20 protein-coding genes are annotated in these 20,402 nt (G+C 61.8%); 12 read left to right on the top strand and 8 right to left on the bottom strand.

All coding sequences use genetic code 11. The features are described from left to right. Positions 1-123: 123 nt before the first annotated feature. The 3 genes from yfiR to yfiB are packed head-to-tail and all read left to right on the top strand — an operon-like array spanning position 124 to position 2,445. Complete coding sequence (yfiR, locus tag AC07SI_RS28685; RefSeq protein ID WP_495006989.1) at positions 124-690, top strand: regulatory sequestration protein YfiR; 567 nt, start codon at positions 124-126, stop codon at positions 688-690. Then, positions 687-1,949 (top strand): diguanylate cyclase DgcN/YfiN, encoded by a 1,263-nt coding sequence (gene dgcN / locus AC07SI_RS28680; protein WP_065908403.1) that lies wholly within the window; start codon positions 687-689, stop codon positions 1,947-1,949. The genes yfiR and dgcN overlap by 4 nt, the downstream gene beginning before the upstream one ends. A gap of 4 nt (positions 1,950-1,953) precedes the next feature. Then, the gene (yfiB, locus tag AC07SI_RS28675) at positions 1,954-2,445 is read left to right on the top strand and encodes an outer membrane lipoprotein YfiB (protein WP_106802626.1); all 492 of its coding nucleotides are present in this window, start codon (positions 1,954-1,956) and stop codon (positions 2,443-2,445) included. Positions 2,446-2,922: 477 nt separating this feature from the next. On the opposite strand, the gene AC07SI_RS28670 is transcribed toward yfiB, so the two are convergent. Then, the gene (locus AC07SI_RS28670; protein ID WP_065908407.1) at positions 2,923-3,870 is read right to left on the bottom strand and encodes a LysR family transcriptional regulator; all 948 of its coding nucleotides are present in this window, start codon (positions 3,868-3,870) and stop codon (positions 2,923-2,925) included. 120 nt (positions 3,871-3,990) lie between these two features. Here AC07SI_RS28670 and AC07SI_RS28665 point away from each other — a divergent pair, with 120 nt between their 5' ends. Then, the gene (locus tag AC07SI_RS28665) at positions 3,991-5,508 is read left to right on the top strand and encodes a CoA-acylating methylmalonate-semialdehyde dehydrogenase (RefSeq protein ID WP_495006988.1); all 1,518 of its coding nucleotides are present in this window, start codon (positions 3,991-3,993) and stop codon (positions 5,506-5,508) included. Between the two features lie 15 nt (positions 5,509-5,523). Continuing rightward, entirely contained in the window at positions 5,524-6,411 is an 888-nt protein-coding gene (mmsB, locus tag AC07SI_RS28660) for a 3-hydroxyisobutyrate dehydrogenase (RefSeq protein WP_065908412.1), read from the top strand. A 254-nt stretch (positions 6,412-6,665) separates the two neighbouring features. Here mmsB and AC07SI_RS28655 read toward each other — a convergent pair whose 3' ends face one another. Beyond that, positions 6,666-7,010 carry a cupin domain-containing protein gene (locus tag AC07SI_RS28655; protein WP_010566207.1) on the bottom strand — a complete coding sequence of 115 codons (345 nt, stop codon included), beginning with the start codon at positions 7,008-7,010 and terminating at the stop codon, positions 6,666-6,668. A 318-nt stretch (positions 7,011-7,328) separates the two neighbouring features. On the opposite strand from AC07SI_RS28655, the gene kynB reads away from it, so the two are divergent. Then, positions 7,329-7,979, top strand: coding sequence for an arylformamidase (gene kynB, locus AC07SI_RS28650; protein ID WP_495006987.1), 651 nt, complete (start codon positions 7,329-7,331; stop codon positions 7,977-7,979). Beyond that, the gene (gene kynA / locus AC07SI_RS28645; RefSeq protein ID WP_065908419.1) at positions 7,976-8,833 is read left to right on the top strand and encodes a tryptophan 2,3-dioxygenase; all 858 of its coding nucleotides are present in this window, start codon (positions 7,976-7,978) and stop codon (positions 8,831-8,833) included. Before kynB ends, kynA begins: the two co-directional genes overlap by 4 nt. A 141-nt stretch (positions 8,834-8,974) precedes the next feature. Here kynA and AC07SI_RS28640 read toward each other — a convergent pair whose 3' ends face one another. From AC07SI_RS28640 to antA, 4 genes are all read right to left on the bottom strand, one after another. After that, the gene (locus AC07SI_RS28640) at positions 8,975-10,378 is read right to left on the bottom strand and encodes an amino acid permease (protein WP_495006986.1); all 1,404 of its coding nucleotides are present in this window, start codon (positions 10,376-10,378) and stop codon (positions 8,975-8,977) included. A gap of 71 nt (positions 10,379-10,449) precedes the next feature. After that, positions 10,450-11,454, bottom strand: a complete 1,005-nt coding sequence (antC, locus tag AC07SI_RS28635) for an anthranilate 1,2-dioxygenase electron transfer component AntC (protein WP_495006985.1) — start codon at positions 11,452-11,454, stop codon at positions 10,450-10,452. Positions 11,455-11,666: 212 nt separating this feature from the next. Next, on the bottom strand, positions 11,667-12,158 hold the full coding sequence (gene antB / locus AC07SI_RS28630; RefSeq protein WP_065908425.1) for an anthranilate 1,2-dioxygenase small subunit: 492 nt from the start codon (positions 12,156-12,158) through the stop codon (positions 11,667-11,669). Beyond that, positions 12,158-13,549: an anthranilate 1,2-dioxygenase large subunit gene (gene antA / locus AC07SI_RS28625; RefSeq protein ID WP_495006984.1), complete on the bottom strand. Its 1,392-nt coding sequence runs from the start codon at positions 13,547-13,549 to the stop codon at positions 12,158-12,160. The genes antB and antA overlap by 1 nt, the downstream gene beginning before the upstream one ends. Before the next feature lie 311 nt (positions 13,550-13,860). On the opposite strand from antA, the gene AC07SI_RS28620 reads away from it, so the two are divergent. Continuing rightward, positions 13,861-14,859: an AraC family transcriptional regulator gene (locus AC07SI_RS28620; RefSeq protein WP_065908474.1), complete on the top strand. Its 999-nt coding sequence runs from the start codon at positions 13,861-13,863 to the stop codon at positions 14,857-14,859. A gap of 139 nt (positions 14,860-14,998) precedes the next feature. Here AC07SI_RS28620 and AC07SI_RS28615 read toward each other — a convergent pair whose 3' ends face one another. Next, positions 14,999-15,874 carry a LysR family transcriptional regulator gene (locus tag AC07SI_RS28615; RefSeq protein ID WP_106802633.1) on the bottom strand — a complete coding sequence of 292 codons (876 nt, stop codon included), beginning with the start codon at positions 15,872-15,874 and terminating at the stop codon, positions 14,999-15,001. Positions 15,875-15,988: 114 nt separating this feature from the next. Here AC07SI_RS28615 and AC07SI_RS28610 point away from each other — a divergent pair, with 114 nt between their 5' ends. From AC07SI_RS28610 to catA, 3 genes are read left to right on the top strand one after another with little or no spacing between them, the layout of a single operon-like run. Next, complete coding sequence (locus tag AC07SI_RS28610; RefSeq protein WP_065908429.1) at positions 15,989-17,116, top strand: muconate cycloisomerase family protein; 1,128 nt, start codon at positions 15,989-15,991, stop codon at positions 17,114-17,116. Between the two features lie 12 nt (positions 17,117-17,128). Beyond that, a complete protein-coding gene (catC, locus tag AC07SI_RS28605; protein WP_201145871.1) occupies positions 17,129-17,419 on the top strand; it encodes a muconolactone Delta-isomerase in 291 nt (96 codons plus the stop codon). 41 nt (positions 17,420-17,460) lie between these two features. Next, positions 17,461-18,390: a catechol 1,2-dioxygenase gene (gene catA / locus AC07SI_RS28600; RefSeq protein ID WP_065908436.1), complete on the top strand. Its 930-nt coding sequence runs from the start codon at positions 17,461-17,463 to the stop codon at positions 18,388-18,390. 105 nt (positions 18,391-18,495) lie between these two features. On the opposite strand, the gene AC07SI_RS28595 is transcribed toward catA, so the two are convergent. After that, positions 18,496-18,969: an Lrp/AsnC family transcriptional regulator gene (locus AC07SI_RS28595; protein ID WP_003176072.1), complete on the bottom strand. Its 474-nt coding sequence runs from the start codon at positions 18,967-18,969 to the stop codon at positions 18,496-18,498. 143 nt (positions 18,970-19,112) lie between these two features. Here AC07SI_RS28595 and kynU point away from each other — a divergent pair, with 143 nt between their 5' ends. Beyond that, positions 19,113-20,363, top strand: a complete 1,251-nt coding sequence (gene kynU / locus AC07SI_RS28590; protein ID WP_495006983.1) for a kynureninase — start codon at positions 19,113-19,115, stop codon at positions 20,361-20,363. Positions 20,364-20,402 lie beyond the last annotated feature (39 nt).

Here is a 20,402-nt window from a genome sequence, read left to right as displayed (position 1 = left end):
GATTCAGTCGCCTGATTTTTCTGAAAAAATAGCGGCCCCCGCGAAAGCCTCGCTTCGCGGGGTTTTCCGTTGCTGTGCTATCGTTGCGGCATCACTTTGTACACACCTGAGAGAAATCGCTGCATGAACGTGGCTGTCTCGCCCACAGAGCGCCGTTTGAGCTGGGGACGCCTGTTGCTGGTGGCGGTTCTGTGCCTGCTTGCGCCCGGCGCCTTTGCCCAGGCGTCCAGCCCCGCCGACTCCCGCGCCCAGGCGGTGACCCAAGTGGTGCTGGGTATCCTCAGTTACGCGCGTTGGCCGGTGGAGCCGGCGCAATTGCGCCTGTGCATCGTCGGGCCGACCCAATACACCGACGACCTGGTCAAGGGCACCACCCAAGCCACCGGCCGCCCGGTGGTGGTGCAGCGCCTGCTCGCCGACCACCCTGATATCGTCAATAGTTGTGACGCCGTTTACATCGGCAAGCTCAGCGGCGATGAGCGCAGCCGTCTGTTCGCTTCGTTGATCGGGCACCCGGTGCTGAGCATCAGCGAAGGTGGCGACCAGTGCACGGTCGGCAGCTTGTTCTGCCTGCGGGTCGGCGATGATCAGGTGTCGTTCGAGGTCAATCTCGACTCCGTGGCGCGCAGCGGCGTGCGCATTCACCCCAGCGTGCTGCAACTGTCGCGCCGTCGAGCGCTTGCGCCATGAAGGTCGATAAGGTGCGACCGACGCTGCGCTCGGTCATCGGCCGGGGGCACCTGATCCTCGCGCTGGTGGCGGTGAGCCTGGCCAGTGTGTCGCTGACCCTGCTCGGCGTGCTGGCGCTGCGCGTGTACGCCGAGCACAACCTGCATTTGATCGCACGTTCGATCAACTACACCGTAGAAGCCGCGGTGGTGTTCAACGACAGCGCGGCGGCCACCGAAGCCCTCAGCCTGATCGCTTCCACCGAAGAGGTGGCCCAGGCCGAAGTGCTGGATGTCAACGGCAAGCTGCTGGCGCAGTGGACGCGTCCGGAAACCGGCATGCTCTCACGGCTTGAACTGGAGCTGGCGCACACCCTGCTCGAACAGCCCATCAGCCAGCCGATCCTGCACCAGGGGCGCACCATCGGCAGCATTCATGTCACTGGCCATGGCGGCAGCCTGTTGCGCTTCCTGCTGAGTGGGCTGGCGGGGATCCTGATCTGTACCGCCCTCAGTGCGTGGGTGGCCTTGCACCTGGCGCGGCGTCTGTTGCGCGGCATTACCGAGCCACTGCAACGCCTCGCAGCCGTGGCCCATGCCGCCCGCAGCGAGCGCGACTTCGACCGCCGCGTGCCGCCCGCGCGGATCGCCGAACTCGACAGCCTGGGCAGCGACTTCAATGCGCTGCTCGGTGAAATGGAGGCCTGGCAAAGCCACCTGCAAAGCGAGAACGAAACCCTTGCCCACCAGGCCAACCACGACAGCCTCACTGGCTTGCCCAACCGGGCGTTTTTCGAAGGTCGGCTGATTCGCGCCTTGCGCAGCGCGGCCAAGGTCAAGGAGCAGGTGGCGGTGCTTTACCTCGACAGCGACCGCTTCAAGGAAATCAACGACAGCTTTGGCCATGCCGCAGGCGATGCCGTCCTCGTGGCCGTCGCTGAACGCGTGCGGGCACAACTGCGCGAAGATGACCTGGTCGCGCGCCTGGGCGGCGATGAGTTCGCCATCCTGCTGGCGCCGTTGCATAAAGTGGAAGACGCCCAGCGCATCGCCGACAAGATTATCGCCAGCATGGACGTGCCGATTGCCGTGCCTGGGAATACCCAGGTGTTGACCTCCCTCAGTATCGGCATTGCCATCTACCCCGATCATGGCGCCACGCCCGGCACCTTGCTCAATGCCGCCGATGCAGCGATGTACCAGGCCAAACGGCAGGCCCAGGGCGGCCAGCAAACGGCGGAGTCGGAGAGCCCTGCCGTCAATGTTCAACACAGGAGTTGATCCCTTGTTTTCGACCGCGCGTTTTATCTTCATCACCGTGCTGGTGTCACTGCTGGCTCTCAGCGGTTGCCAGACCGCCCCACCCAAAGGCTTGACCCCGGCCCAGGTCGCGGTGCTCAAGCAACAAGGCTTTGAGCTGACCGACGAGGGTTGGGCGTTCGGTCTGTCCGGCAAAGTGTTGTTTGGCAGCGACGTCGAAACCCTCAACCAGCCCAGTACCGAGATCGTCCAGCGTATCGGCAAGGCCCTGCTCGGCGTGGGCATCGAGCGCGTACGCGTCGACGGCCATACCGACGCTTCGGGCAAGGAAACCTACAACCAGCAACTGTCCCTGCGCCGCGCCAAGAGCGTGGCCACGGTGCTGATCGGTGTGGGCATGAAGGAAGAAAACATCCAGCTACGCGGGTTGGGCAGCAGCGAGCCGGTGGCGTCGAACGCGACGGCGGCGGGACGTACGGAGAATCGGCGGGTGTCGATTGTGGTGAGTGCGGACTAAGCGGGTTTTCCACCTGCACTGCATTCAAGATTTGGGAGCTGGGCTTGGCTGCGAAGGCGGTGTATCAGTCAAGGCTAAGCTGGCTGACCCACCGCCTTCGCAGGCAAGCCAGCTCCCACACTTATTTGTGTCTTACCAAAAACTTGCACTCGCCGCAGCTTCCACACTTATTTGCGTCTGACCAAAATCTTGCACCCGCTGCAGCTCCCACACTTATTTGTGTCTGACTGAAATCTTGCACTCGCCGCAACTCCCACACTTATTTGTGTCTGACCAAAATCTTGCACTCGCCGCAGCTTCCACACTATTTGTGTCTAACCAAAATCTTGCATCCGCCGCAGTTCAAATGTGGGAGCTGGCTTGCCTGCGAAGGCGGTGTATCAGTCAAGGCTAAGCTGGCTGATACACCGCTATCGCAGGCAAGCCAGCCCCCCCATTTATTTTGCAGTGCGCTCGCTGCAACACCGCGCGCACCCCTTAATCTGCAAACTTGATCTCCCGCGTCTCCCCCATCAATAAGCCCTGGTTCTGTTCCGTCACCTCGCGGATGTAATCCCACAGCAAAGTGATGCGTTTCAACTTGCGCAAGTCTTCCCGGCAGTACATCCAGAACTGCCGAGTCAGTGTGATCTGCTCCCCCAGCACCGGCAGCAACCGAGGGTCCTGCGCCGCCAGGAAGCACGGCAATATCGCCATCGAGCGGCCTTGCTGCGCCGCCACGTACTGGGCAATCACGCTGGTGCTGCGCAGGCTGGCGCTGGCGCCGGGCACCACGTTCGCCAGGTAGAGCAGCTCGGAGCTGAACGCCAGGTCATCCACATAACTGATAAACGGGTGCTCGGCCAAATCCGTGGGTTTGCGGATCGGGGGGTGCTGGTCGAGGTATTCCTGGGTCGCATACAGCTGCAGTTTGTAGTCACACAGTTTGCAGCACACATAGGGCCCGTGTTCCGGGCGTTCCAGGGCGATGACAATGTCGGCTTCGCGCTTGGACAGGCTGATGAAGTGGGGCAGGGGCAGGATGTCCACCGAGATCGCCGGGTAAGTGTCGACGAAATGGCTGAGCTGCGGGGTGACAAAAAAACTGCCGAAGCCTTCGGTACAACCCATGCGCACATGCCCGGACAGTGCCACGCCGGAGCCGGACACCTGCTCGCAAGCCATGTGCAGGGTGCTCTCGATGGACTCGGCGTACCCCAGCAAACGTTGGCCCTCGGTGGTGAGGACGAAGCCGTTGGTCCGAGATTTCTCGAAGAGCAAAGTACCCAGCGACACTTCCAACGAGCTGATGCGCCGCGACACCGTGGTGTAGTCCACCGCCAGGCGCTTGGCCGCGACGCTGGCCTTGCGGGTGCGGGCCACTTCGAGGAAAAACTTCAGGTCGTCCCAGTTCAGGGAGCCCAATGATGTGATGTTTTTTTGCATATTGGATCGGCTTTTATGTGCGTTCTTATTAGAGATTTGCACATCTATACTCCAAAAACGCCTCATTCCCAAGGCGATTCACGCGCCTTGTCTCTGCATAACTACAAGATTGGAGACCACATGAACGCATCTGCCGATATTTCCGTGCAACAGGTCAAGCTGCTGATCAACGGTGAATGGGTCGAGTCCAAGACCACCGAGTGGCACGACATCGTCAACCCGGCCACCCAGCAAGTGCTGGCCAAAGTGCCGTTTGCCACTGCCGATGAAGTGAATGCCGCCATCGACGCTGCCCAGCGCGCCTTCCAGACCTGGAAGTTGACCCCGATCGGCGCGCGCATGCGCATCATGCTCAAGCTGCAAGCCTTGATCCGCGAACATTCCAAGCGCATCGCCGCAGTCCTCAGCGCCGAGCAGGGCAAGACCATTGCCGATGCCGAGGGCGATATTTTCCGTGGCCTGGAAGTGGTGGAGCACGCGTGCTCCATCGGCACTCTGCAAATGGGCGAATTCGCTGAAAACGTCGCCGGTGGCGTCGACACCTATACCCTGCGCCAACCCATCGGCGTGTGTGCCGGCATTACCCCATTCAACTTCCCGGCGATGATTCCACTGTGGATGTTCCCGATGGCGATCGCCTGCGGTAACACCTTCGTCCTCAAGCCGTCCGAGCAGGACCCGCTGTCGACCGTGCTATTGGTGGAGCTGGCGCTGGAAGCCGGCGTACCGGCCGGCGTGCTCAACGTGGTGCACGGCGGCAAGGATGTGGTGGATGCGCTGTGCACCCATAAAGACATCAAGGCCGTGTCCTTCGTCGGTTCGACCGCCGTCGGTACGCATGTTTATGACCTGGCCGGCAAACACGGCAAGCGCGTGCAGTCGATGATGGGCGCCAAGAACCACGCCGTGGTGCTGCCGGATGCCAACCGCGAACACACCCTCAATGCGCTGGTCGGTGCCGGTTTCGGCGCAGCGGGCCAGCGTTGCATGGCCACCTCTGTGGTGGTGTTGGTCGGTGCCTCCAAACAATGGCTGCCGGACCTCAAGGCGCTGGCGCAAAAACTCAAGGTCAATGCCGGCAGCGAGGCCGGTACCGATGTCGGCCCGGTGATTTCCAAACGCGCCAAGGCGCGCATCCTCGAGCTGATCGAAAGCGGTGTGAAAGAAGGCGCCAAGCTCGAGCTGGACGGCCGCGACATCAAGGTGCCGGGCTTTGAGCAAGGCAACTTTGTCGGCCCGACCCTGTTCTCGGGCGTGACCACGGACATGCAGATCTACACCCAGGAAATCTTCGGCCCGGTGCTGGTGGTGCTCGAAGTCGCGACCCTCGACGAGGCCATCGCGCTCGTCAACGCCAACCCGTTCGGCAACGGTACCGGCCTGTTTACCCAGAGTGGTGCGGCGGCGCGTAAATTCCAGAGCGAAATCGACGTGGGCCAGGTCGGCATCAACATCCCGATCCCGGTGCCGGTGCCGTTTTTCAGCTTCACCGGTTCGCGTGGCTCCAAGCTCGGCGACCTCGGCCCGTACGGCAAGCAAGTGGTGCAGTTCTACACCCAGACCAAAACCGTCACCAGCCGCTGGTTCGACGACGACACGGTCAACGATGGCGTCAATACCACCATCAACCTGCGCTGATTCCGGGAGACGACCATGAAGATTGCATTTATCGGCTTGGGCAACATGGGCGCGCCCATGGCCCGCAACCTGATCAAGGCCGGCCACGCGCTGAACCTGTTTGACCTGAACCAGGCCGTGCTCAAGGAATTGGCCGAGCTGGGCGGCACTATCAGCGATTCACCCCGCGATGCGGCGAAAGACGCCGAGCTGGTGATCACCATGCTGCCGGCGGCCGCGCATGTGCGTAGCGTGTGGCTGAATGAAGACGGCGTACTCGCTGGTATCGGCCAAGGCGTGCCGGCGGTGGATTGCAGCACCATCGACCCGCAGACGATCCGCGACGTAGCGGCTGCGGCGGCCAAGCAAGGTGTGGTCGTGGCTGACGCTCCAGTCTCCGGTGGCACCGGCGGCGCCAGTGCCGGCACCCTGACCTTCATGGTCGGCGGCACCCCTGAACTGTTCGCCACCCTGCAACCGGTGCTGGCGCAGATGGGGCGTAACATCGTGCATTGCGGTGAGGTCGGCACCGGGCAAATCGCCAAGATCTGCAACAACCTGCTGCTCGGTATCAGCATGGTCGGCGTCAGCGAAGCCATGGCGCTGGGCGATGCGCTGGGGATCGACACCCAAGTGCTGGCCGGCATCATCAACAGCTCCACCGGACGTTGCTGGAGTTCCGACACCTACAACCCATGGCCGGGCGTGATTGAAACTGCGCCGTCATCGCGCGGCTACACCGGTGGCTTTGGCGCCGATTTGATGCTCAAGGACCTGGGCCTGGCTACCGAGGCGGCACGTCAGGCCAAACAACCGGTGATTCTGGGCGCCGTAGCTCAGCAGCTGTATCAATCGATGAGCCAGCGCGGGGAAGGCGGCAAGGACTTCTCGGCGATCATCAACAGCTATCGCAAACCCAAGTAGAGTGCTGAACCCGCTTGTCGCGGCAAGCGGGCTTTCCGTCGCCAGCGGACTTTTCGTGGCCTGAGGACTTTCTGTGCCAAGCAGACTTTCCGTGGCGAGCGGGCTTTCTGTGGCGAGCGGGCTTGCCCCGCGTTGGGCTGCGCAGCAGCCCCATCAGGGTCACCGAATTTCTGCAGTCAGAACCCGGCGCCAGGCTCAGGTGCCGCTACGCACCCCAACGGGGCAAGCCCGCTCACCACAAATAACGTGGTTGCTCACGCAAACACAAAATACTTACGCACCGTCTCGACCACTTCCCACGTCCCCTTCATCCCCGGTTCCACCACAAAGATATCCCCAGCCCGCAAATGGATCGGTTCCAGGCCTTCTGGGGTGATCACGCAGTAGCCCTCCTGGAAATGGCAGTATTCCCACTTCACGTATTCCACGTACCACTTGCCTGGTGTGCAGATCCAGGTGCCCATGATCTTGCTGCCGTCTTCGCTGGTGTAGGCGTTGAGGTTGACGGTGTGCGGGTCGCCTTCGAGTTTTTCCCATTTGCAGGCATCCAGGACCGGCAGGGGATGGGTGTCGCGCAGTACGGTGATGGGCTTGGACATGATGACTCCGAGGCAGTGAATGCAAAGATGCACCCTAAGGCCTCGGGCGTCGTGCCAGTGGTCTGAACTCGACATCGGGATGTCCAGAAGCGCAAGTCCCGCGCAATACAAAACCCTCTAGGCGCCGGCTTGCCAGCGACGGGCCTCGTAGGAACGCCATCGCCGGCAAGCTGGCGCCTACATTTGCAATATCCAATCACAAATACGGCAATTCCTCGCAGTAAGTACGAAAGAAATCCCGCCTGGCGCTGGAATTCGCAAGAAAATTCACAGCTGGCCCTCGTATCATTCACCCCAGTAACCGCCGAGAGCCTTGAAATGAATCCAATAAAAACGTGGTGGGACATCAGCCCGCCCTTGAGTACGGCGACCCCGACCTGGCCGGGCGATACGCCGTTCCAGGAAGAGCGAGTCTGGCAGTTCGGTCCGGAATGCCCGGTGAATGTCGGGCGCATTACCTTGTCGCCGCACACCGGTGCGCATGTCGATGCGCCGCTGCATTACAGCGCGGACGGCGCGCCGATTGGCGAGGTGTCGCTGGATGTCTACATGGGGCCGTGCCGGGTCCTGCATTGCCTGGGCAGCGGCGCGCTGGTGCAGCCGCATCAGTTGGAAGGGCGTGTGGATAACCTGCCAGAGCGCGTGCTCTTGCGTACTTATCCACACGCGCCGCTGACCGAATGGGATTCGAATTTCACCGCCATCGACCCGCAAACCATCGAGTTGCTGGCGAGCCTCGGCGTGCGCCTGGTCGGGATCGACACGCCGTCCCTCGATCCGCAGCAATCCAAGACCATGGATTCGCACAACGCCGTGGCCCGTCATGGCATGGCGATTCTTGAAGGCATCGTGCTCGATGACGTACCGGAGGGCGACTATGAATTGATCGCGCTGCCGTTGCGCTTTGCCAACCTCGACGCGAGCCCGGTCCGCGCCATTCTCCGCCCGCTCAAGGAGCCCACGCGATGAGCCAATGTCCCTTCTCTGCTGATTACCAACCGCCGGAAGAATGGCATAACGCCGAGCTGAATTTTTCCGAGTCCATGAGCTATGGCGACTACCTGGACCTGGGCAAAGTCCTCAGCGCCCAGCACCCGCTGTCGCCGGACCACAACGAAATGCTGTTCATCATCCAGCACCAGACGTCTGAGCTGTGGATGAAACTGATGCTCCACGAACTCAAGGCCGCCCGCGAACATGTGCGCCTTGGCGAGTTGCCGCCGGCGTTCAAGATGCTGGCGCGGGTGTCGCGGATTTTCGATCAACTGGTGCACGCCTGGGCCGTGCTGGCGACGATGACGCCGTCGGAGTACAAGGCGATCCGTCCGTTCCTGGGGCAGTCGTCGGGGTTCCAGTCGTTCCAGTACCGCGAGATCGAATTTATCCTCGGCAATAAAAGCGCGGCGCTGTTGCGTCCTCACGCGCATCGGCCGGAGTTGTTGAACGAGTTGAAAGTGGCGATTGCCACGCCGTCGCTGTATGACGAAGCAGTCAACCTGATGGCCAAGGCGGGCCTGGCGATTGACCCCAAACGCGCTGAACGCGACCCGACGGCGGCCACGGTTCACGATGAATCGGTGGAAGCCGCGTGGCGTGAGGTGTACCGCGATCCGAGCCGGTATTGGGATTTGTATCAGTTGGCCGAGAAGTTCATCGACCTGGAGGATTCGTTCCGCCAGTGGCGCTTCAGGCATGTGACGACGGTGGAACGGATTATCGGCTTCCAGCCCGGTACCGGTGGTACTGAGGGCGTGGGGTATCTGCGCAAGATGCTCGACACCGTGCTGTTCCCCGAGCTTTGGCGAGTGCGTTCCACGCTATGAAAAAAGCCCCGGATAACCGGGGCTTTTTCATTTGGAATGCAATCAACAGTGGGAGCTGGCTTGCCTGCGATGCGGTGTGTCAGCCACCACAGCCATCGGCTGACCCACCGCCATCGCGGGCAAGCCCGGCTCCCACAGGTATCACTGTGCGTTGACTGGCGCGTTACTTCTGCGGACCCGCATCCGATACGCGATGTAGATAATCCCCACCCACACCGGCATCGCATACACCGACTCACGAATGCCCGGGATCGCCAGCATCACGCTGACGATCATCAGCATGAATGCCAGGCACAGGTAGTTGCTGAACGGGAACCAGAAGGTCTTGAACGATGGCACCACGCCTTGCTCGCCCATGGCCTTGCGGAACTTGATATGGGTGATGCTGATCAGCGCCCAGTTGATCATCAGCGAGGCAACCACCAGCGCAAACAGCAACTCCAGCGCACTCTGGGGCGCCACGTAGTTGACCACCACGCACAGCATCGTCACCAACGCCGAAATGGCCAGGGCACGCAACGGCACGCCTTGTTTGTTGAGCTTCATCAGCGCCTTGGGTGCATCCCCCTGCTCGGCCAGGCCGAACAGCATGCGGCTGTTGCAGTACACACCGCTGTTGTACACAGACAGCGCCGCGGTCAGGACCACGAAGTTGAGGATGTGCGCCGCGGTATCGTTGCCGATCAGCGAGAAGATCTGCACAAACGGGCTGCCGCTGTAGGCATCGCCCGACGCGCCGAGGGTTTGCAGCAATTGGTCCCAGGGGTACAGCGACAACAGCACAGTCAGTGCGCCGACGTAGAAAATCAGGATCCGGTACACCACCTGGTTGATCGCCTTGGGGATCACCTTGCGCGGCTCGCTGGCCTCGGCGGCGGTGATGCCCACCAACTCCAGGCCACCGAACGAGAACATGATGAACGCCATGGACATCAACAGCCCCATGCCGCCATTCGGGAAGAACCCGCCGTGGCTCCACAGGTTAGTGATCGAGGCCTGCGGGCCGCCGGTGCCGCTGAACAGCAGGTAGCAGCCGAGCACGATCATGCCGACGATCGCCACCACCTTGATGATCGCGAACCAGAACTCGGCTTCACCGAAGAACTTCACGTTGAGGGTGTTGATCAGGTTCACCGCGACAAAGAACACCAGCGCGCTGACCCAGGTCGGAATCTCCGGCCACCAGAACTGGATGTACTTGCCCACGGCCGTGAGTTCGGCCATGCCCACCAGGACGTAGAGCACCCAGTAGTTCCAGCCCGCCAGGAAGCCTGCGTAACCGCCCCAGTATTTGTGCGCGAAGTGGCTGAAGGAACCGGCCACCGGCTCTTCGACGATCATTTCGCCGAGTTGGCGCATGATCAGGAACGCGATCAAACCGGCAATCGCATAGCCGAGGATCATCGACGGTCCCGCCGACTTGAGCACGCCCGCCGAGCCGAGGAACAGCCCCGTGCCAATCGCCCCTCCCAAGGCGATCAGCTGAATATGCCGGTTCTTCAAGCCGCGCTTGAGGCCTACCGGGTTAACCATGTCATCCGCCATTAACATTCCCTTCTACTTGTTTTTCTCAGGGTTGATTGCACGCCGCACCAGCCCCTCAGAAGTGCTGAGGGTCAGATATTACTCTGCGTGAACTTTTCGTAATACAACTGAACGCCACCAAGTGCCTGATCTGCCAGCCATTGCTGGATGGATTCGACCATTGGAGGGGGGCCGCACACGTACATATCTGCCGATCTGTCCCGCAATTCGGCCAGGTCGAAATGTTCGGTGAGGTGACCGCGCTTGCCGGGCCACGCCGGCGATGGGTTGCTCAGCACCTCGGTGTAGCGAAAATCGAGGGTGGAGGCGTATTGGTCGATGCGTTCGGCCTCGCACAGGTCCTCGGCACCGCGTACGCCGTAATACAGGTGTACCGGTTGGTCACAGCCGCTGGCAACCAGTTCATCGAGCATGCCCAGCAAGGCCGACAACCCGGTGCCGCCAGCGACCAGCACCAGCGGCTTGGTTACCTGACGCAGGTAAAAAGCGCCCAGCGGCGCTTCCATCAAAAGGCGGTCACCTACCTGGCAGCGCTCACGCAGGTAATTGCTCATCACGCCGTCGGGCAACAGGCGGACCAGGAACTGCAGCTGATTGCCGGGCCGGTTGGCGAAGGAATACGAGCGCCAGCTGTCGGTGCCGGGAACGGACAGGCGCGCGTACTGGCCGGGCAGAAAATCCAGCGACGCGTCCAGCTGCACCTGCAGGATCGCTGTGCTGGCGGACACCAACTGCACCTTGCTCACCGTGCCTTGCAGCTGTATTGGGCCGGGCGCATTGCACAGGCTCGAATCAAAGTCGAAGTAGAACGTCGCGTCGGATTGCACCCGGGTCTGGCAACTGAGCATCTTGCGTTGCTGCAGGTCGAGGCTGGAGAGGGCTTCCTCGTCCACATAATCCTGGGTGTACTCGCCGGACTCGCAACGGCCCTGGCACGTGCCGCATACGCCTTCGCGGCAATCCAGGGGGATCTTGATGCCGTTACGCAGCGCCGCATCCAACAGGATCTCGTGGGCGCCCACCGGGAAAAACAGGGTCTTGCCATCGGCGAAGCTGAAGGCCACTTTGTGATTCATGTGTTGGTCTCCGCAGAGTCATGAGCGTGTCGAGTGCGCCTGTCGCGGCGAGCGGGCTTGTCCTGCGAGCGGGCCCTGGTCCAGGCACCGTTGTTTGACTGAAGAGATGCGGTGACTGTATTGGGGCCGCTGCGCGGCCCAACGCGGGGCAAGCCCGCTCGCTACAACAATCCTGCTCAGCACAACAATCCTGCTCGCCACAACAAGCGCGTTTAGAGGTGATAGAAATCCAGCACCGAGTTGATGGTGTCGTTGAGCAGCAACGCGTGCTTGCGGGTGATCAGCCAACTGTCGCCATGGGGTTTGAGGCGGTAGGTGGCGTGCCCGTAGAACTGCTCCGAGGTGGCCAGGCGATAGAACAGCGTGTGCCAGTTCAGGCGCACTTCCAGCGTGCCGTCCGCCTGCTCGTTGATGCGCACGTTATTGATCAGGTGCAAGGTGCGCGGCATCGGCGTGGCGGATGCCGCCTTGCCGGTGCGCAGGCGGAAGACGCGGTCCTCCAGGCCCGAACGGTTGGCGTAGTAGATCAGCGACATCTCGCGCTTGGGATCGCGGGTGTAGACGTGTTCGGAGTCCCATTGCGGCAGATGGAATTCACTCTGCGGGTCGAACAGCTCTACATAGGCGTCCCAGTCCTGGGCATCGCAGAGCTCGGATTTACGGTAGAAAAACTGCTCGATCTGGTACTGCAATGGCGCGCTCATCATTGCACCTCCCGCAGTTTCAACGCGTGTCGATCAAGGCCGTCGAGCAGGAACTGCTGCCAGTTGCGGTGCTGGTTGACGTACAAGCCTTCGTGGGTGAATTCGGTGCCGGTCATGGCCGGCTGGATGCCGATAGCCTCGCTGTTCGGCGTCGGGCCGGTCTCCCAGCGGTGGCTGCCACGCGAGATGTCGCTCCAGCGCTCCAGGCGGCCCTGGAAGCCACGCTGGGCTTCGCGGAACTCCACGAGGTCGTCCGGTGTGCCCATGCCGGACACGTTGAAGAAATCCTCGAACTGGCGGATACGGTTCTCGCGGTCGGCGTCGGACTCGCCCTTCACCCCCAGGCACTGGCTGATGATCTCGGTCTTGTTCCACGCCACCGGGCGGATGATGCGCAGCTGTGAGCTGATCTGGTCGAGGAAGAACAGGCTCGGGTAGATGTTCAGGTTGCGCAGGCGGTGCATCATCCACTCGGCTTTTTGCTGGCCGTGCTCTTCGACCAGGCGCGGCATGATCGTGGCGTAGCCGGAGCGCACGCTGGGGTTGGGCATGTCGCTGAACAGCACGCTGTGCCCGTTGTTGAAAGCGAACCAGCCGTCATCGGTATTCGCGTCGCCGGCGCCAAGCTTGCTGTAGTCCAGGGTGCTGGCGGACCCGCTGCCGTTCTCGGTATTGACCTGCTGGCGATGCTGCACCGTGGCCACGTAGTTATAGTGCACGGTGCTGACGTGGTAGCCGTCCAGGCCGTTTTCGTTTTGCAGCTTCCAGTTGCCGTCATAGGTGTAGGCGGACTTGCCCGGCAGCACTTCCAACTCACCGGTGGCGGACTGCGCGACCATCATGTCGAAGAACACTTTGGCATCGCCCAGGAACGCTTCCAGGCTGTCCGTGCCGTGCACGTCCAGGCTGATGAATACGAAGCCCTTGTAGCTGTCGATGCGTGCCTTTTTCAACCCGCGCGTGGCCTTGTCGAAACCTTCCGGGTATTCCCCCGGCGCCTTGACCTTCACCAGCCGGCCGTCACTCTTGTAGCACCAGGCGTGGAACGGGCAGGTGAAGGTGGACTGGTTGCCCTTGCCAACCCGGGTCAGGGTGGTACCGCGATGCTGGCAGGCGTTGATCAGCGCATTCAGTTGGCCTTCGCCGTCGCGGGTGATGATCATCGGCTGGCGCCCGGCGCGCATCGTCACAAAGTCGTGGTTATTCGCCAGCTCGCTTTCATGGCAGGCGTAGATCCAGTTCTTCTCGAAGATCAACTCCATCTCCAGGTCGAACAGCTCCGGCTCGGTGAACATGTCGCGGGCGATACGGAACACGGCATCGGCCGGGCGAAAATCCAGGCAGCTTTCGATAAAGCTTTTCCATTGCTCGACGCTTCTTGCACCACTCATGGGAGGCACCTTTTGATAATGGCTAAACAGGTGGGCCATTAAGAGGCTGCGACGCGGCGAGGGGCTATCCGGTTAATGGGCAAAGGCAGGCCGCAAAGTTGGGCAGCAAATACCCACGGCGGTGCAGGGCGGTGACGTGATGCGCTACTGTCTTGCAGGGTGAGGGTCGAAAAAGCCGGCGGCTTATCCACTTAGTCGACGGTTGCTATCCACCCAGTGGCAATACGGCTGGCGTGGCGTAAAACTTGCTGTCGATCAACCAGGACGCGCCGTCAGAGCGCGCCGGCCACAATTGCCGTGGGTGCCCCGTGATGAGTAGCAATACACGCGATATACGTATCGAGCGTTTCGACCTTGAAGGCGCCTGCAGCTGGATGTCCGGCATCTGCGGGCCGCACCGGCTGCAAACCGCGACGCCGGAGCGCATCCGCTTTCACCACAGTGCCAATGTGTTCAAGTCCCGCGCCACGACGCTGGGGATTATCGAATACGGCACCGACGTCACCATCGACATCGAGGACGCCGAGCACTTCAGCAGCTACAGCCTGACCCTGCCGCTGGTGGGCGAGCAGGAGCTGAGCAAGAACGGCAAACGGCTCATGTCCAACCGTGACCAGGGCGTGATCATCTCGCCCAACGAACATCAGGTGCTGGAAATCTCGGGCGACTGCCGCAAGCTGCAGGTGGTGATCACCCGCGCGGCCATGAGCGAGTCGCTGGAAGGCTTGCTGCAACGGCCGATTGAGGCGCCGCTGCGCTTCGAAGCGGTGATGGATGCAGTCGACGGCGCTTCTGCGTCGTGGTGGCGCATGGCGCGATATTTCATCGCCGAGCTGGAGCGCAGCAGTGAGCTGTATGACCAGGCGGCGTTTACCCGGGACCTGGAAAGTTCGCTGATCAAGGGCTTGATCCTGGCCCAGCCGAACAACTACTCCGAAGAGCTGCGGGACATGCTGGGCGTGAAGCTGCCGCACTATTTGATCCGCGCCCGTCAGTACATCCACGACAACGCCCGCGAAGCGGTGCACCTGGAGGATCTGGAAGCGGCGGCCGGGGTGTCGCGTTTCAAGCTGTTCGACGCCTTTCGCAAATACTTCGCCCTGTCGCCCATGGCCTACCTGAAGAAATACCGCCTGGGCGCCGTGCGCCAGCAAATCCTCGAACACGGCTCAACCCACACCATCTCCGAAATCGCCCTGGGCTGGGGGTTTACCCACCTGGGCCGATTCTCGGCCGAGTACCGCAAGCTGTTCGATGAATCCCCCAGCCAGACGTTGCAACGCAACGACGCCCGGCGCATGCGTGGATGAATACCTTACTCAAAAACAACGGAGATCAACTGTGGGAGCGGGCTTGCTCGCGAATGCGGTGCATCAGCCAACTCATTCGGTGACTGACACTGCGCATTCGCGAGCAAGCCCGCTCCCACATTGGATGTGTGGTGTTCTTTCAGATCAACTCTTCCACCAAGTGCAAACAATGACTCAGCCCCGGCGACTGATCATTCACCCGCCGGCTGAGGATGATCGGCGACGTCGCGGTGGCTTCCACAATCGGCGTGTAGCCGATGTCCGCGCGGTGCAGCACCTGCACCGAGGCCGGTACCAGCGTCACGCCCATGCCCGCGCCGACCAGGCCGATGGCGGTCTGCAATTCGTTGGTCCACTGCGCCACCTTGAGGCTCAAGCCGTGCGCATCGAACAACGCAATCACGTGGTCGGCATAGCTGGGGCGCGGGTTGCCGGGGTACAGCACGATCGGCTCGGCGGCCAGTTGGGCAAGGGTGGCGGGCGCCTCGAGCAGAGGATGGCCGGCGGGCAGCACGGCCACCAGGCGGTCCTCCACCAGCACGCGCTGGACGATGGCCGGGTCGTCGATGCGGATACGCCCGAAACCCACATCAATGCGCCCGGCCTTGAGCGCTTCGACCTGCTGCAGGGTGGTCATCTCCGACAAGCCCAACTCCAGCTCCAGCGCGTCATGGTTGCGCAGGCGCCGGATCAGTTCGGGCAGCACGCCATACAGCGTCGACGGGGCAAAGCCGATGCCCAGCCAGGTCTTCTCACCCTGGCCAATGCGCCGGGTGTTGTCGCAGACCTTGCCCAATTGTTCGAGCAACACATTGGCGTGCTCATAGAAAAACCGCCCGGCTTCGGTCAGCCGCAGGGGCCGGCCGCGTTCGAGCAGGACCACGCCCAACTCATCCTCCAGTTGCTGGATCTGCCGGCTCAACGGCGGCTGGGCGATGTGCAGGCGTTCGGCGGCGCGGGTGAAGTTGAGGGTTTCCCCCAACACCTGGAAATAGCGCAGGTGACGCAGTTCCATGACGGCTCCTTTCATACCTTGAGGGTATTGTGCGAGACCCATTCTATATTGGAAGCCTCGAAAAATAGGGTACAGAATCGGCCAAAACCAATAAAGAACCCAACGGGTATTGCCATGCCGATTTGCGCCATCGAGTCGATCGACACCGTCATCGTCGACCTTCCTACCATCCGCCCGCACAAGCTGGCGATGCACACCATGCAAAACCAGACCCTGGTGATTATCCGCGTGCGCTGCGCCGACGGCATCGAGGGCATCGGTGAAGCCACCACCATTGGCGGCCTGAGCTACGGCAACGAGAGCCCCGACAGCATCAAGGTCAACATCGACCGCCATTTCGCACCGCTGCTGATCGGCCAGGACGCGAGCAATATCAACGCGGCGATGCTGCGCCTGGAGCGCAGTATTCGCGGCAACACCTTTGCCAAGTCAGGTATCGAAAGCGCCTTGCTCGACGCCCTGGGCAAGCGCCTGGACCTGCCGGTCAGCGAGCTGCTCGGGGGCCGCGTGCGCGATGCCTTGCCGGTGGCTTGGACCCTGGCCAGCGGCAACACCGAACAGGACATTGCCGAGGCCGAAAAGATGCTCGACCTGCGTCGCCACCGCATCTTCAAGTTGAAGATCGGTGCCGGTGAAGTCGGGCGCGACCTGGCCCACGTCATCGCGATCAAGAAAGCGTTGGGCGAGCGCGCCAGTGTGCGCGTCGACGTCAACCAGGCCTGGGACGAAGCCGTGGCCCTGCGCGCGTGCAAGGTGCTCGGCGACCACGGTATCGACCTGATCGAACAGCCGATCTCGCGCAACAACCGTAGCGGCATGGCCCGGCTCAACCTGTCCAGCCCGACGCCGATCATGGCGGATGAATCCATCGAGTGCGTGGAGGATGCCTTCAACCTGGCTCGCGAAGGCGCGGCGTCGGTGTTCGCGCTGAAGATCGCCAAGAACGGCGGCCCCCGCGCGGTGTTGCGCACGGCGGCGATTGCCGAGGCCGCGGGGATCGGCCTCTACGGCGGCACCATGCTCGAAGGCGGCATCGGCACCCTGGCCTCGGCGCATGCCTTCCTGACCTTGAACACGCTGGCGTGGGACACCGAACTGTTCGGCCCCTTGTTGCTCACCGAAGACATCCTGGTCGAGCCGCCGGTGTACCGCGATTTCCAGTTGCATGTCTCCACCGCTCCGGGCCTGGGCCTGGCCATCGATGAAGAGCGCCTGGCGTTCTTCCGTCGTGATAAACACTAAGAGGCGCCTGCCATGCTGTTCCACGTAAAAATGACCGTGAACCTGCCCGTCGACATGAATCCCGAGCGGGCCGCCAGCCTCAAGGCCGACGAAAAAGCCCTGGCGCAGCGCCTGCAACAACAGGGCAAATGGCGCCACCTGTGGCGCATCGCCGGGCACTACGCCAACTACAGCGTGTTCGATGTCGACAGCGTGCAAGAGCTGCACGACCTGCTGATGCAACTACCGCTCTACCCCTACATGGCCATCGAAGTGAATGCCCTGTGCCGGCACCCTTCGTCGATCCATGAGGACGACCGCTGAGCCTGTTCTGCACCCAATAATTACAAGATGAGGATTGCACCATGTCCATCCGACTGTCCCAGACTGCCCACGCCCAACAGTTCCTCGAGGAAGCCAGCGGCAACCTCAACGACGGCGGCAGCCCGCGCACCAAGGCGCTGATCTACCGGATCCTGCGTGATACGGTAAACATCATCGAAGACCTCGAAGTGACCCCGGAAGAGTTCTGGAAGGCGGTCAACTACCTGAATGAGCTGGGCAAGAACCAGGAGGCGGGGCTGCTCGCCGCCGGGCTCGGCCTGGAGCATTACCTGGACTTGCTGATGGACGCCGCTGACGAGCAAGCCGGTAAATCCGGCGGCACTCCGCGCACCATCGAGGGCCCGCTGTATGTGGCGGGTGCGCCGCTGTCCAAGTACGAGGCGCGGCTGGACGATGGCACGGACGCCGCGGTGCCGCTGTTCATGCGCGGGCAAGTGCGTGACACCGATGGCAAACCGTTGGCCGGGGCGATCGTGGATGTGTGGCAGGCCAACACCGGCGGCACCTATTCGTGGTTTGACCCGACGCAATCGGCGTTCAACCTGCGTCGGCGCATCGAGACCGACGCCCAGGGCAACTACCGGTTTCGCAGCATCGTGCCGTCCGGCTACGGCTGCCCGCCGACCGGGCCGACCCAGCAGTTGCTTGATCAACTGGGGCGTCACGGGCAGCGGCCGGCGCACATCCACTTCTTTATCTCGGCCCCGGGCCATCGGCACCTGACCACGCAGATCAACCTGTCGGATGATCCGTACCTGCATGATGATTTTGCCTACGCCACGCGGGATGAATTGATCGCCGAAATTCGCTTCAGCGACGATCCGCAACTGGCCCGGGAATTTGGCGTGGAAGGGCGGTTTGCGCAGATTGATTTTGACTTCGAACTGCAGGTGGCTGATGCACCGGTAGAGCAGAAACGCATGCAGCGCGTGCGCGCCCTCGAGGACTGAACGCGGTAAACAATGTGGGAGCTGGCTTGCCTGCGATAGCGGTGGTGAATGACACACCGCCATCGCAGGCAAGCCAGCTCCCACAGTTGATGTGGGGTGTTCGTGCTATTTGCGCACTACCAGATCCAGCACCTCATCCCGGTCCTTGATCTTCTGCAACACGATCTCCGAGCGAATATCCATCACCCCCGCCGTGCGGTTCAGGTGGTTCACGATGAAGTCCGAAAAATGCTTGAGGTTGCGTGCCTGCACCCGCAGCACATAGTTGCTGGCGCCGGTGATCACATAGGCACTGGCGACCTCCGGCCAGCCTTGCACCTTCTTGATGAACGTCTCGTGCCAATCCTCCACATCCTGGCGCAATGACAGGTGGACGATGGCCTCCAGCTCAATCCCCAGCTGCTCGGCATTCAGGACCGCGCGGTAGCCGCTGATGATTCCCTCGCTCTCCAGCAGGCGCAACCGGCGCAGGCAGGCGGAGGGCGACAGGGCGACCTTTTCCGCCAGTTCCTGGTTGCTGATACGCCCATCCTGTTGCAGGAAATGCAGGAGGCGAAGGTCGGTGGCGTCAAGAATCATGGTTAGAATAAATCCGCGTATTTGGAGGTTAAATTCGAATTTCCTACAGCTTAATTAGCCTGTTACCCACCACTTTGCACGAAAATTCTCTAAAGCTTCGTTCATTATTTGGTCCATATTCCTTATAAAAACCAGGACAGCCCATGACCCTTCGAAGCCATTGCCAAGCCCTAGACGGCCAGGACCCCCTGGCGCCGCTGCGTCAACAGTTCGCCTTGCCGGCGGGCGTGATCTACCTCGACGGCAACTCCCTCGGTGCACGCCCGGTGGCCGCGTTGGCGCGGGCGCAGGCGGTGATCGCCGAAGAGTGGGGCAACGGCTTGATTCGCAGTTGGAACAGCGCGGGCTGGGCGGATCTGTCGCAGCGCCTGGGCAATCGCCTGGCACCACTGATCGGTGCGCGCGACGGCGAAGTGGTGATCACCGATACCACCTCGATCAACCTGTTCAAAGTGCTCAGCGCGGCGCTGAGCGTGCAGCGCCAGCGCACGCCGGCGCGCAAGGTGATTGTCAGCGAAGCGAGCAACTTTCCCACCGACCTGTATATCGCCGAAGGCCTTGCCGAACTGTTGCAACAAGGCTATTCCCTGCGGCTGGTCAACAGCCCCGACGAGCTGCCCGAAGCCATCGACCAGGACGTGGCAGTGGTGATGCTCACCCACGTCAACTACAAGACCGGCTACATGTACGACATGCAGGCACTCACCGCCTTGAGCCATGAGTGCGGCGCGTTGAGTATCTGGGACCTGGCCCACTCGGCGGGCGCGGTGCCCATCGACCTGCACGCGGCGGGGGCTGATTACGCGATTGGCTGCACCTACAAATACCTGAACGGCGGGCCAGGCTCCCAGGCGTTTGTGTGGGTGAATCCGGAGTTGGTGGATGTGGTGCGCCAGCCATTGTCGGGCTGGTTCGGGCACACTCGGCAGTTCGCCATGGAGTCGACCTACGCGCCCAGCAGCGGCATTGCACGCTACCTGTGCGGCACGCAGCCGATCACTTCGTTGGCCATGGTCGAATGCGGCCTGGAAATTTTTGCCCAGACCGACATGGCCAGCTTGCGCGCCAAGTCGCTGGCCCTGACCGACCTGTTTATCGACCTGGTGGAAGCCCGTTGCGCCGCCCACGACCTGGTGCTGATCACCCCGCGTGAACACGCTCGGCGAGGCAGCCATGTGAGCTTCGAACACCCTGAAGGCTACGCGGTGATCCAGGCGTTGATCGCCCGTGGCGTGATCGGCGACTACCGCGAGCCGCGCATCATGCGCTTTGGCTTTACCCCGCTGTACACCAGCTTTACCGAGGTGTGGGACGCCGTGGAGATTCTCGGTGAAATCCTCGACAACGCCACGTGGGACCAGGCGCAATTCAAAGTGCGCAACAGCGTTACTTAAGGGCAGCATCTTTCACATGTGGGAGCGGGCTTGCCTGCG

Source organism: Pseudomonas sp. GW821-FHT05D12 (genome assembly GCF_059419825.1).
The sequence above is the reverse complement of the archived record's forward strand: the minus strand, read 5'-3'. Positions and strand labels throughout refer to the sequence as shown.

Coding starts and splice junctions, on each gene's coding strand:
- dgcN (WP_065908403.1), top strand. CDS start 687: ATGAAGGTCGATAAGGTGCGACCGACGCTGCGCTCGGTCATCGGCCGG.
- AC07SI_RS28595 (WP_003176072.1), bottom strand. CDS start 18,969: ATGATTCTTGACGCCACCGACCTTCGCCTCCTGCATTTCCTGCAACAG.
- kynB (WP_495006987.1), top strand. CDS start 7,329: ATGAATCCAATAAAAACGTGGTGGGACATCAGCCCGCCCTTGAGTACG.
- antC (WP_495006985.1), bottom strand. CDS start 11,454: ATGAATCACAAAGTGGCCTTCAGCTTCGCCGATGGCAAGACCCTGTTT.
- mmsB (WP_065908412.1), top strand. CDS start 5,524: ATGAAGATTGCATTTATCGGCTTGGGCAACATGGGCGCGCCCATGGCC.
- antB (WP_065908425.1), bottom strand. CDS start 12,158: ATGAGCGCGCCATTGCAGTACCAGATCGAGCAGTTTTTCTACCGTAAA.
- kynA (WP_065908419.1), top strand. CDS start 7,976: ATGAGCCAATGTCCCTTCTCTGCTGATTACCAACCGCCGGAAGAATGG.
- kynU (WP_495006983.1), top strand. CDS start 19,113: ATGACCCTTCGAAGCCATTGCCAAGCCCTAGACGGCCAGGACCCCCTG.
- AC07SI_RS28620 (WP_065908474.1), top strand. CDS start 13,861: ATGAGTAGCAATACACGCGATATACGTATCGAGCGTTTCGACCTTGAA.
- yfiR (WP_495006989.1), top strand. CDS start 124: ATGAACGTGGCTGTCTCGCCCACAGAGCGCCGTTTGAGCTGGGGACGC.
- AC07SI_RS28670 (WP_065908407.1), bottom strand. CDS start 3,870: ATGCAAAAAAACATCACATCATTGGGCTCCCTGAACTGGGACGACCTG.
- catA (WP_065908436.1), top strand. CDS start 17,461: ATGTCCATCCGACTGTCCCAGACTGCCCACGCCCAACAGTTCCTCGAG.
- antA (WP_495006984.1), bottom strand. CDS start 13,549: ATGAGTGGTGCAAGAAGCGTCGAGCAATGGAAAAGCTTTATCGAAAGC.
- AC07SI_RS28640 (WP_495006986.1), bottom strand. CDS start 10,378: ATGGCGGATGACATGGTTAACCCGGTAGGCCTCAAGCGCGGCTTGAAG.
- catC (WP_201145871.1), top strand. CDS start 17,129: ATGCTGTTCCACGTAAAAATGACCGTGAACCTGCCCGTCGACATGAAT.
- AC07SI_RS28655 (WP_010566207.1), bottom strand. CDS start 7,010: ATGTCCAAGCCCATCACCGTACTGCGCGACACCCATCCCCTGCCGGTC.
- AC07SI_RS28610 (WP_065908429.1), top strand. CDS start 15,989: ATGCCGATTTGCGCCATCGAGTCGATCGACACCGTCATCGTCGACCTT.
- AC07SI_RS28615 (WP_106802633.1), bottom strand. CDS start 15,874: ATGGAACTGCGTCACCTGCGCTATTTCCAGGTGTTGGGGGAAACCCTC.
- AC07SI_RS28665 (WP_495006988.1), top strand. CDS start 3,991: ATGAACGCATCTGCCGATATTTCCGTGCAACAGGTCAAGCTGCTGATC.